The sequence below is a fragment of the Corallococcus carmarthensis genome (genome assembly GCF_003611695.1).
GTDB lineage: Bacteria > Myxococcota > Myxococcia > Myxococcales > Myxococcaceae > Corallococcus > Corallococcus carmarthensis.
Genome location: NZ_RAWE01000280.1, coordinates 1 through 11,368 on the forward strand (window position 1 = coordinate 1; position 11,368 = coordinate 11,368).

The 11,368-nt window shown below is 69.3% G+C and carries 10 protein-coding genes; 4 read left to right on the forward strand and 6 right to left on the reverse strand.

Translation table 11 applies throughout. The annotated features are described in order from the left end of the window. A partial coding sequence (locus tag D7X32_RS39890; RefSeq protein WP_158625846.1) for a spermine/spermidine synthase domain-containing protein occupies nt 1-2,411 on the reverse strand: 2,411 nt, incomplete at its 3' end. A 475-nt stretch (nt 2,412-2,886) separates the two neighbouring features. On the opposite strand from D7X32_RS39890, the gene D7X32_RS39895 reads away from it, so the two are divergent. Next, nucleotides 2,887-4,086 carry a hypothetical protein gene (locus D7X32_RS39895; protein ID WP_244239447.1) on the forward strand — a complete coding sequence of 400 codons (1,200 nt, stop codon included), beginning with the start codon at nt 2,887-2,889 and terminating at the stop codon, nt 4,084-4,086. 80 nt (nt 4,087-4,166) lie between these two features. Here the strand turns inward: D7X32_RS39895 and D7X32_RS39900 are convergent, their stop codons facing one another. Beyond that, a complete protein-coding gene (locus D7X32_RS39900) occupies nt 4,167-5,444 on the reverse strand; it encodes an MFS transporter (protein WP_120607755.1) in 1,278 nt (425 codons plus the stop codon). Nucleotides 5,445-5,569: 125 nt separating this feature from the next. On the opposite strand from D7X32_RS39900, the gene D7X32_RS39905 reads away from it, so the two are divergent. Further along, on the forward strand, nt 5,570-6,544 hold the full coding sequence (locus tag D7X32_RS39905) for a LysR family transcriptional regulator (protein WP_120607756.1): 975 nt from the start codon (nt 5,570-5,572) through the stop codon (nt 6,542-6,544). A gap of 17 nt (nt 6,545-6,561) precedes the next feature. Here D7X32_RS39905 and D7X32_RS39910 read toward each other — a convergent pair whose 3' ends face one another. Then, complete coding sequence (locus tag D7X32_RS39910; RefSeq protein ID WP_147450458.1) at nt 6,562-8,046, reverse strand: hypothetical protein; 1,485 nt, start codon at nt 8,044-8,046, stop codon at nt 6,562-6,564. Between the two features lie 113 nt (nt 8,047-8,159). Here D7X32_RS39910 and D7X32_RS39915 point away from each other — a divergent pair, with 113 nt between their 5' ends. Beyond that, nucleotides 8,160-8,690, forward strand: a complete 531-nt coding sequence (locus tag D7X32_RS39915) for a hypothetical protein (protein ID WP_244239448.1) — start codon at nt 8,160-8,162, stop codon at nt 8,688-8,690. 25 nt (nt 8,691-8,715) lie between these two features. Here D7X32_RS39915 and D7X32_RS39920 read toward each other — a convergent pair whose 3' ends face one another. After that, nucleotides 8,716-9,069 (reverse strand): hypothetical protein, encoded by a 354-nt coding sequence (locus D7X32_RS39920; RefSeq protein ID WP_120607758.1) that lies wholly within the window; start codon nt 9,067-9,069, stop codon nt 8,716-8,718. A 22-nt stretch (nt 9,070-9,091) separates the two neighbouring features. Here D7X32_RS39920 and D7X32_RS45180 point away from each other — a divergent pair, with 22 nt between their 5' ends. Next, a complete protein-coding gene (locus D7X32_RS45180) occupies nt 9,092-9,358 on the forward strand; it encodes a hypothetical protein (protein ID WP_147450459.1) in 267 nt (88 codons plus the stop codon). Between the two features lie 108 nt (nt 9,359-9,466). Here the strand turns inward: D7X32_RS45180 and D7X32_RS39925 are convergent, their stop codons facing one another. Further along, nucleotides 9,467-10,597, reverse strand: a complete 1,131-nt coding sequence (locus D7X32_RS39925; protein ID WP_120607759.1) for a 50S ribosomal protein L11 methyltransferase — start codon at nt 10,595-10,597, stop codon at nt 9,467-9,469. A gap of 62 nt (nt 10,598-10,659) precedes the next feature. Further along, entirely contained in the window at nt 10,660-11,154 is a 495-nt protein-coding gene (locus D7X32_RS39930) for an endonuclease V (protein WP_120607760.1), read from the reverse strand. Nucleotides 11,155-11,368: the final 214 nt, after the last annotated feature.

An 11,368-nucleotide genomic window follows, 5' to 3' on the forward strand; every position in this document is an offset into this window, starting at 1 on the left:
GGCTGGGGCGGGGCCTCCTGCTCGGTCTCCGGCACCGGCGTCCGCCGCATCACCCAGGCCAGGATGCCCGCGCCCAGGTAGCACGCGATGCCCAGGCCGAAGGTGACGGCCGTCCCGAAGTGGATGGCCACGATGAGGGCCGCGGCGCTGGCCAGCACCGAGAACACGCCATTGAGCGCCCAGCCCCACTGCACCAGGTCCCTCCGGCGGCTGATCAGGGACATGCCGAGGGCCATGGGGAGTCCCATGAGGAAGGACAGCGGCGCGATGATCACGGCCGAAAGGACGATGCGCGTGGAGAGCGGCAGTCCGACCACCGCCTGCAACACCGGTCCCTTGAGGGACAGGAAGGCCCCCAGCCCCACGGCGAGCGCGACGAAGACCGCGCCCGTCAAGGCCGGCCTGGCGCGGGAGAGCCGCTGCGCGAACAGGCTGCCCACCCCGCTGGCGACCAGCATGCTGGCCAGCACCGTGGCGAAGGTGATGGTGGGGCTTCCCAACGCGAGCGCGAAGACGTGGAAGAACTCCATCTCCACGAGCATGAAGGCCACGCCCAACAGCGAGAAGTAGCCCAACGCCGCCCAGCCGGAAGTGCCCAGCCGCCCGGTCTGCCGCGCCAGCTGGAACAGCGGCAGCAGCAGGAAGGGCACCACCAGCGCCAGGAGGATGACGACCATCCGCCGCAACTCCAGCACACCGGTACCGGCCGCTCGCGCGGGCCCCGCGCGCTCCACGAAGTAGAACGGGTTGTTGTCGGTGGCGGGCGCGATGTCCAATGGGCTCTCCGCCCACAGCCGCTCCGGATCGGGACGGGTGATGATGGCGTGGATCAACCCCGCGAAGGGCGTGAAGGGCTGGGGGATGGAGGCCGCGTTGACGGAGCCGTCCGGCATCCAGAGGGCCTGGAAGTCCAGCGCCTCCAGGTGCTGCCGCGCGGCCGCCACGTCCGCCGCGGTGAAGGGCGAGCGCTTCACCAGCACGAAGCACATGGGACGGGGGAAGTGGGGGCTCGCCACCGCCGCGACCATCATGTGCTTGCCCGGATCCTGGATGCCTGACTTCTCCAGCGCCTCGCGCGCCACCGTCAGGCCCCGCATCGAGTCGATGCGCACCACCTCGCCCTCGCCCAGCGCCCGCAGGAAGCCCATGTACCCATGGGGTGTCAGGTGCTGGAAGTACTCCTGGTAGGCCTCCACCGTGTAGAGGTAGTTCTCGCTGAACGCCAGCGCCGTGGCGCTCCCTCCGGTGTCCACCCAGGTGAGGGTGATGAGGTCCCACTGCTCGGTGGCGCGCTTGATGAAGGTGCGCCCGTTCTCGATGTGCAGCTGGACACCGGGGAGCCGGTAGGGCCGGCCGGAGAAGGACCCGAGGTCCTCGTTCACCACCCGCGCCACCAGTGGGTTGATCTCCACCGCGGTGATGTCCTTGCGGCCGTGACGCACCGCCTGGAGGATGTCCACGCCACCCCCCGGGCCGATGATGAGCTGGCGGCCTTCAGGCGGCACCAGCTTGTGCGCGAGCGCGGTCAGGTCCTGGTCCAGGTAGGTGTAGTCCTTGAGCGACTCGGGCCTGCCATTGAACTTGACGATCTGCGTTCCCCCCAGGCCGTCGATGATCAGGTCCTTCATCCGGAAGCTCGGGCCGGTGTATCGCCCGCTGAGCGACCAGGTGAAGAAGGCGGAGGGGTGCACGCGGACGGAGGAGATGGAGTTCCACTCCGAGACCTCCGTGGGCCGCCCCAGCCAGCTCACGTGCGGCGGCCGCGCGATGGACGGGACCTGCGAGAGGAAGCCGCCGAGCAGCAAGAAGGCGACCGTGAGCCCCACGGCGGCGAACGCCGTGGAATGCAGCCTCCCCGCCAGCGCGAACAGGATGGCCGCCACCATGGGGAGGATGACGACCGTGCCGAGCATGACCTCCACCGGCGTCTGGGTATTCAGGAGCAGCACCGCGATGACGCAGCCCAACGCGGCCGACACCAGGTCGACCGCGTAGAGGCGGTGGAAGCGCTCGCGGTTGTGCGACAGGACGAGCGAGACCACGAGCCCGCCAAAGAAGAACAGCGGGAAGGCGCACCAGAAGATGGCCGCGAGGGGCCAGAACTCCTGGGCATAGACCTGGAAGGCGCCGCCGAACCGCGCGTGCGGCAGCAGGGTGAGGATCCCCATGGTGCCGACGAAGCCGGAGATGCCCGCCGCCAGGCTCAGGACCGCCACCTGGCCGAGCAGGCGCTCGGGGGTGAAGAAGCGGTGGGCCAGCTGGGCCAGGAGCCCCCCCGACGCCAGCCCGAGCATCGCCAGCGAGATGAGCATGAAGGCGTAGTAGTAGGTCATCGTGCCCGCGAAGAGGCGCGAGAGCACCACCTGGGCCGTCAACATGCTGGCCGCGACCAGGCCGAATCCCAGGCTCATGGCCCGCATCGAGGTGCCAGCCGAACGCTCTTGCATGGTGCCGCCGGGTCCTTCCTGTTGGGGGCGGCGGAGCATACTTCAGCCCCGGCATCCCCCGGAGCGTTGTCGGGGAAGTGATGGTGACGTTCGTGGCCTGCCCTTCGTAGAGCTTCTTGTTCGTGCTGAGGGGCACAGGTTGCCGAGTTCACCGCGGGTTGAAAATGCGGCAGTCCGCACCCACTGCCCGTGGACGGTGTCTCGCATATCGAACCGCTTCCGGCGTGAGCGGACGGTGCTGGACACTTCGCCTGTCCAACCCCAGACATCACGACGCGGGGAGGCAAGCGCCGGGGGCACGTAGGCGTCCTGTCCTGGAAGCGCGGCCGTCTCCTGAGGGGCATTGGGACGGTCCCGGGGCGCCCCTACCCTTGCAGGCCACATCGACCTGAAGCGAGGCCCCCCGATGTTGAACCCCCGCTGCTCATGCAACTCTCGTTTGCTCCGGCTCCCGGTCCTGATGCTCGCGCTGCTGCTGTGCAGCGCCTGTGAGGCCATGGGCCGGATTGAAACCCCCGAAGCGCAGGCCCTTCCCGCGGATCCGTCTTCCCCGCCTGAAACAGACGCGACTCCACCGAACCCGCCCGCGCTGCCTCCGGCCCCCGCTGGCCTCCGTCCTGTCGCCGTCTGGGAGGGGATGTTCGTGGAGTCGTGGGGGCGCGAGCACATGCAGACGTTCCTGCCCTGGAGCAACTCGCGCGACAGCTGGGACTTCTACAACCTGGCCTATGGCCTGGACGCGAACACCGCGATGTACCGGGCCACCGGGAAGAGGGCATACCTCGACCGCGCCCTGCTCTACGTCAACAACCTGGTGGCCTCCGCCCGGGTCTCCTCGTCGCTTCCGCGCAGCCAGTTCAGGGACGGGTATCTGGGCTGGTCCTCGTCGCTGTCGGATCCGTCCGGGCAGGAGGTGCCGTTGTATGAGAGCTATTGCTGGCGTTACGTGACGCGCCTGTTGCGCGTCATCCGCGAGACGCCGGACCTCTACGCCTCTGACGCCTACCGCAGGCAGTACGACCGGCTGCTGGCGTTCACCGAGAAGAACATCTTCGAGAAGTGGTTCATGCGCGGGGCGAATGACTTCCTCTATCGCAACCGCACGCACATGGCCGCGCACTGGGCCTTCATCGCCATGGACCTGTCGAGGATGACCACCCGCGCCGACCTGAGGGCCCGCTACCTGGAGGTCTTCGACAACATCAACCAGGGCATGCCGAACTTCCCGTCCTCCCTGCGCGCGCAGATGGAGCCCAACCCCGACCACCCGGCGGCCTGGTTCTGGAGTGAGAAGTGGGGCACGAACACCCAGCCCGGCCAGGACGTGGCACACGCCAACAACGTGCTGGCCTTCATCGTCGAGGCCCACGACGCGGGCATGGAGTGGACGGACGCGGACGTCCGCAGGTTCGTCGTGACGCTCAACACCGTCATCTGGCCCGCGCCCAAGGTGTATTCGGAGTACGTGGATGGCACGGGGGCAGGGGATGGCTGGTTCAACGACGGGCTGATGAAGCTTGGCCGCTATGACGTCAACCTCCAGCGCCGGCTGGAGCAGCATCGCGTCGGGCAGAACAGCCAGTTCTTCGCCAACGGCGCGCTCAACGTGCGGCTGCTGTCGGAACAGGCCGCGCAGTAGGCCACGGCGTTTCTCCAGTCAGGGAGGGGAAGCCGGTTCGCGGTGCGAGTGCCGGCTCCTCTTCCACCCTGGTGGCTTCCTCAGCGCACCTGGGGCGTGCGCGCGGCGGGGAACAGGCGGACCCACAGGGCCGCCAGCGCGGAGGCCGTCGCCAGCAGCGTCACCGCCATCCATCCCCACCGGGCCAGCACCAGGCTGCCGCTCGCCGCGCCGATGGACATGCCGATGAACATGGTGACGAACAGCACCGCGTTGAGCCGGCTGCGTGCGGCGGGGTCGATGCCGAAGACGATGGTCTGATGGGCTACGAGCGTGATCTGCGCACCCAGGTCGAAGCCGATCGCGCTGGCGCCAATCAGCCACAGCCGGTGATTCGGCTCCAGCCACGGCGCCGCGAACATCGTGGCGAAGGAGACGACGGTCAGTCCGGCGCCCAGGCGTGTGACGACCTCAGGGCCGAAGCGATCCGCGATGCGGCCCGCGATCGGCGCACCCAACGCTCCCGCCGCGCCCGCCAGACCGAAGGCACCGGCCGCCGCGCTGCCCAGGTGGAACGGAGCGCCATGCAGCATCACCGCGAGGGTGGACCAGAACGCGCTGAAGCCAATGGAGATGAGCCCCTGCGCCAACGCCGCCCGGCGAAGGGCGCCGTACTTGCGCCACAGGCTGACGAGCGAGCCGAGCAGGGCGCCGTAGGAGAGCGTGTTGGTCGGGCGGAAGCGGGGCAGGCCGCGCCAGGCCGCCACGCCGATGAAGGCCACGCTGGCGGCGGCGACCCCGTACATGGCGCGCCAGCCGAAGTGCTCGGCGACCACGCCGCTGATGACGCGGGACAGGAGGATGCCGAGCAGCAGTCCGGTCATCACCGTGCCCACCACCTTGCCGCGCTCATGCTCGGGGGCCAGGGTCGCGGCGGCTGGCACGATGTCCTGCGCCAGGGTCGCCGTCAGGCCAACCGCGAAGCTCACCGCCAGTAGCAGGTGGATGTCCGGGGCCATGCCGCCCAGCAGCAGGGCCACACTCAGCAGGCCGGCCTTGATGAGGATGATGCGGCGCCGGTCGAAGCGGTCACCCAGCGGCGTCAGCAGCAGGATGCCCAGCGCGTAGCCCAGCTGCGTGAGCATGGGCACGAGCCCCACCGCCGTGTCGGAGGCGCCGATGGTGGACCCCATCACCCCCAGCATCGGCTGGCTGTAATAGATGGACGCCACCGACAGGCCGGCGCTCGCGGCCAGCAGCAGGCGCAGGCCGCTCGACAGGGACGCGCTGGCGGCCACCGGCTGGGCCGTTGCGGTGGAGGCCGCCGAGGGGAGGGGGCCGTTTCCGGCGGTTCCATGTACGGCACGAATGAAGGACATGACGTTCACCTCGGGTACTGCGCGATGAGGCAACAGTGCGCCAGAGGGAGAGGGTGCGGTAGACGCGTACTCCGTACAGCGGTTATACGTTTCGCGTATCACCCCGCTGGGAGCAGGTTCTCTTCATGCCCAACCCTTCAAGGCAGGCCCGGTCGAAGCGTCCCGCTCCCGTGGCGCCCGCCAGCGCCGACCGGCTCGAGCTGATGCAGACCTTCCTCCGCATCGTCGACGCCGGGAGCCTGTCCTCCGCCGCCGCGCAACTGGGCACCACGCAGCCGACGGTGAGCCGCCGGCTCCAGGCGCTGGAGCGCTCGCTGGGGCTGCGGCTGCTGCAGCGCTCCACCCACGCGATGAAGCTCACCGAGGACGGCGCGCGCTGCTACGAACGGGCAAAGGAGCTGCTGGCCAGCTGGGAGATGTTCGAGGCCGACCTGCGCGGCGCGAGCGACGAACCGGAGGGCACGCTGCGCGTCGTGGTGCCCCATGCGTTCGGGCAGCAGTTGCTGGTGGAGCCGCTGACGGAATACCTGGGCCGCCACGCGCGGGTCTCCGTGGAGTGGCTGCTGCACGACCGGGCGGTGGACTTCATCGCGGACGGCATCGACTGCGCGATCCAAGTCGGAGAGGTGCATGACCCCAGCGTGGTGGCGATCCGCGTGGCGGAGGTACCGCGCATCGTCGCGGCCGCGCCCTCGGTGCTGGCCGGAATCCCCGTGCCGACCCACCCCGACGAGCTCGCGAGGCTGCCCTGGCTGTCCCTGCGCACGTTCTATCGCAACGAAATCTCACTGACCCACGTGGCCACCGGGGAGGTCCAGCCCATCGCCTTCCAGCCGCGCGTGAGCACGGACAGCCTCTACGCCATGTGCAGCGCCGCGGTGAAGGGGCTGGGCGTCTGCGTGGGCTCGACCTGGGTGCTCCAGGAGGACCTCCAGCGCGGCCGGCTCGTGCACCTGGTGCCGCAATGGAGGGCCGCGCCCCTGCCCATGTATCTGCTCTACCCGCATGCGCGGTTCCACCCGGCGAGGCTGCGCAGGTTCGTGGCGCTGATGCGGGAGAAGATCCCGGCGGCCCTGGCGGTGGCCACGCGCGGGGGATGAGTGGGGCTGGAACCGCCTCAGGCGCCGCAGCCGCGCGCATCGGTCCGGACGAAGACGCGGACCGGTCCTGGCTCCGCGACCTCTTCGAACCGGGAGTCGTGCAGGAGCGTGTCGAGGAACGCCTCCCGTGACGGGGCTCCCAGCATCAGGGGATCCACGCGCGGTGGAACGAGTACGACCTGGGCCCGCTCGTAGTGGTGGAGGAGGAAGCGGTCGTAGTCGTTGGGCACGAAGACGACCGAGTGGAAGTCCGTGGCCACCACGCGCCGCGAGGCACACGGTTCGACATGGCGCGCGAAGGCCTGGCGGAAATCGGAATCCACCGGGGGCATGGGACGCATGGGCGGAGCCCCCACGGTGCGCTCGAAGCGCGCGACCTGGACGAGCGCCAACCCGGCGAGCAGCAGCGCGGGAGCCATCGCGGTCCGGGGAGGAACCCACCCGCGCGCGAGCACGCCCCGCCAGAGCACGGTGAGCTGGCCGAAGCCCGCCGCCGCGCACAGGCCCAGCCCGGGCAGCAGGAAGGCGGAGTTGTAGAACCACAGCATCCGCTTGTCCGTCGCCTCCGCCATGAAGAAGAACGTGCCCGGAACGGTGCTGAGCAGCGTGGCCGCGGGCGCGAGGAGTTGGATCCACAGGAAGCCACGCTGGAAGACCACCAGTCCGCTGGTGGCCACGTCGTGCACCACCCGCCCGGGGTCGCCCAGCGCGGTCATGGCCACCTGTCCCCAGGTGCTGCCGTAGTGCGACCAGAAGCGGGTGCCCGAGGGCGTCCCGAGCGCCGGCAGCACCACCGCGACGCAGAGGGCGAGGTATCCGAGCGAAAGCGCGGACACGCCGAGGGCCCTGCGCGTGAGCTGCGCGCGCGGCGGACGGGCCACGGCAGGTAGCAACAGCAGCGCCGCCGACTGGAAGGCGAGGAACAGGCCTCCATCCGGGCGCACGCCCAGCGTGAGCAACGCGATGGGCAGGACCCACCGCATCCGCGCACCGCGCAGCAGGAGCACGAGCACCGCCGTCGCACCCAACTGGAAGAACACCTCGAAGTGCGCGGAGAGCGCGACCGTCTTCACGAAGGGGTTGAGTCCCAGGTACGCCGCGAAGGCGGCACTGGTCCAGGGGCGCCAGGGGGCGGGGAACAGCTCCCGCTCCTCGACCATGCGCTCGAAGCACCAGACCTGGAGCGCGACCGCGCCATACAGCGCCACCAGCCCCAGCACGATGAACAGGAACTGCGAGTCGCTCAGCAGGAACAGCGGCATGAGCAACAGCAGCGTCGGCGTGAAGTGGACGGTGAGGTGGTTGAGGTCCGCGTCCGTCACCCAGAAGGGCCGGTCGTGGTGCACCCCGTTCGCGAACAGGTCGTTCAGGAGCGCGAGGTCGTGGAACCCGAACAGCCCGCCCCGGAAGGCGGTCCACACGCAGACCAGCGTATAGACAAACAAGGCTCCGAGCACGCCATGCCAGGCGCGGAACCGATGCGCGAACGTGAAGGAATGCAAGCGGCGGGACTCTGCCACACGCTCACCGGGGAGGGCACGGACTCCAGCGCGGAAAAACGCATGGGGGCCATGCCGCGGGCCATAATCCAGCTCCGGCCGGAGGATGCACCGCGATGAGCTTTCACGAACTCTACGACGCAGAACCCGTCCTGCGCGCGAAGCTCGAGGAGATCGGGGCGAAGCGCTGGACGGAGGTGCTCGGGATGAAGGTGGCCTGGGGCAACGGCAGGGACTGGTGGGCGGTGGAGGAGACGTTCGTTCCGGCACCGGCAACCCTCGAAGGGCTGAATGCGTTCCTGCGAGCCTCGCGGGCGGAGCTGGATTCAGAGACCGGCCTCGAGGAGGTGATGGAACTGGTGAACCTGCTGCCTGACGTGCGGGTGACTCGCACGGAGCAGGACCTGAAGCACCTCACGGAGGATCAGCCGGGACCGGAAGTGATCCGCAGCGGCACCATTGGAGAACGGGGCCAGGCGCGCTGGGAACCTCCGCGGCGGGATGCTCGGGAGCTGGTCTTCTACGCCAACCTGTGGCGGGAGGGCGGCGCGGACTTCGTCTGCCTGCGGGTGGCGCTGGCCACGCGGACGATCTCCGTGGAGGTCGTCGACGTGGGCTGGTTCGAGATCGCGGCGTTCCTGGGCTGACGCGACGGGCCCGGAGCGCTCGCGCTTAGTAGGAGTTGTACGACTCCGCGCGCACCCAGAAGGTGGCGCTGTAGTTGAACGGCTCGGCCGCGAAGTTGGTGACCGCGTACCAGGGCCGGCGCGCCGGGTTCGGGTTCGCGAGCCCGATGCCGCTGCTGGACACCGCGCCGAACTGCACGAACGTGACCGGATCCTCCACCGAGGCGGACGCGCTGCACGTCGTGCCCACGCACGACACGTAGATGCCAATGCGCAGCTTCCACACGCCGTTCAGCGCCGTCTTGTCGAATGACACGCAGTGCAGGATGTCCGACCCGGAGATGTCGTCCCACGCGAACCGCTCGATGGCGAACTCCACCTTCGAGTCCGACGGGTCCACGGGGCAGCTCGGGTGCGATGCGGTGTCGATGCGTCCCAGCGCGATGCCGATGCCGCCGTTCGGCGCGTTGGTGCCGAACGCACCGCTGGCGATGAACGGTTGGCCGTTCGCGAAGCCGCTGATGGCGGAAACCCCGAATCAAAGACATGCGCATGAACGTCTCTCCGGTGAGCTGGCCCAGGGCCATGACTTCGGGATAGCACGGACCCCCGTCTGGATTTCTCCCACCCTCGGGAAAGCCCATGGGCTTGCGCAGCGCCAACACAAGATTCCCGCGGCAAGGCAATGACTGCTCTCACCAATACAAGATGGACCTCGCGCTCGGTGAGAGCAGCCGCTTCGATCTCTCGAAGCTGCGACTCTCCACCGAGGTCATGGTGCCGGCCGCACCCCCTGGCTACCTGACGGTGGGCACGAGGCCGTAGAGGGTGGTGACCTCCTGGGAGCGCGCGGCGTGCAAGGGGTCTGCCTTGTCCTTCGCCTTGGAGTGCCGGGCCGGGGTGGACTTCCGCCATGCCACCGTCAGACCGCAGCGCTCGAACTGCTCCTCGATCCATCCGGTCGGACGCAGGCCCAGCAGCACCGCCAGGTCCGACAGGATGAGCAATCCCTCTCCGCCCGGCGTGAGCGCGGCGGGGAGCCCCTCCAGGAAGCGGCGCAGGAACTGGCTGTCTTCGTCGAACACCGCGCGGTCCACCCGGTTCTTGGGCGGCTCGGGGATCCATGGCGGGTTGCAGACGACGAGGTCCGCCTTGCCTTCCGGAAACAGGTCCGCCTCCGCCACCTGGAAGTGCTGCGAAAGGCCGAGCCGCTCCGCGTTCTCCCGTGCGCACGCCACCGCGCGGGAATCGCAGTCCGTGGCCTTCGCGGACGCCGCTCCACGCTGGAGGAGGAGGAAGGACAGCACGCCGGTGCCGGTGCCCACGTCGAACACGTGCTTGCCCTTCACGTCCGTCACGGCCGACAGCAGCTCCACGTAGTCGGTGCGCGTGGGGAGATAGACGCCGTAGTGCGGATGGAGCAGGCCCTTCAGCCCCGGCACCTCCAGGCCCTTGCGCCGCCACTCCGCGGCCCCGAGCATCCCGAGCAGCTGCTTGAGCGGAACGACGGTGAAGTCCTCCGTGGGCTCGCCCCAGACCTGACGGCACGCTTCCGCGACATCCGGTGCACGCGCGAGCTCCAGGCGGTAGTCACGGCCCAGCGCGACGACGATGCGCGACAGCGTCGCATGCTCGAGCTGCCGCGCCCGGCGTTCGGCCCGGAAGGCCTCCAGCGGTGAGCGGGCCTGCCAGCGTTTTTCGAGTCGCCGGCCCAGCGCGCCCAGCAGCTGCTTCGCGTTGTGGAAGTCGCCGGTGTAGCGCAGGAACTCGCCCCGGCGGACGCGCTTGAGCGCGGTGTCGGCGCTGAGTCCGTCATCCACGGGCGACAGGCGCGTGGGCGCGGGCTCGTCACTCTCCGAATGCCAGGTGAAGGCGGTGCCGGGCGGAAACTCGAAGGGTTCGGCGGCGGGGCGGCGGGGACGGTCCATGGGCCTGGGGTAGCACGTCCTTGCCCGTCCAGTGCTGCGTCTCTCGTGGAATTGTTCCGGAGTCAGGGCTCACGGCTCAGCCGGTCCACCTGCGTGAGCAGCGTCGGCATGCGCGACTTGCCGTGCATCCGCCGGATGTGCTCCGCCGCCGTCGCGGTCTCCATGCCGATGGCGGTGACGAGCAGGGGACGCAGGCTGTGCCCCCGGACGATGGGCAGGGCCGGGCCGGTGGTGACATAGGGCGTCTTCGCCACGCCGATGACAGGCACCGCGCGGCAGAGCGCTTCGTAGAGGTGGGCGCCCAGGCCCGGCTTGTCCTCTCCGAGCCACACGTAGCCGTCCACGACGATGGCCTCCAGCGGCTCCTGCACGTCGGCGAGCACGCGCAGCAGGTGCGGCAGCTCGCGGCGGTAGAACTGGCCGGGCTCGTAGGGGGCCGCGACCGGGCCCCGTTCCACCAGGTGCGCTGCTTCCCTGCCGTCCGTCCAGGCGCGGAAGAGGACGCACGCGGCCACGGTGACGTCGGGGCGGTAGTCCACGTCCACGCAGGCGAGCATCCGGTTCTCCTCCGGGCCCCAGGCTACAGGCTCATCCGCCGGACACTGGAGTCTTCCGAGCAAGGCCGCGTAGATTCAGGTTTTTTCTGTTTTGCTGTGAATGCCATTTTACGTGACAGAGGAGCCCAGGCGATGCGGCGTGCGACGACTTGGAAGCGGGCGGTGGTGCTGCAGGCGATGTGTCTGCTGGGGGGCGCGGGGACGGCCGGGGCGG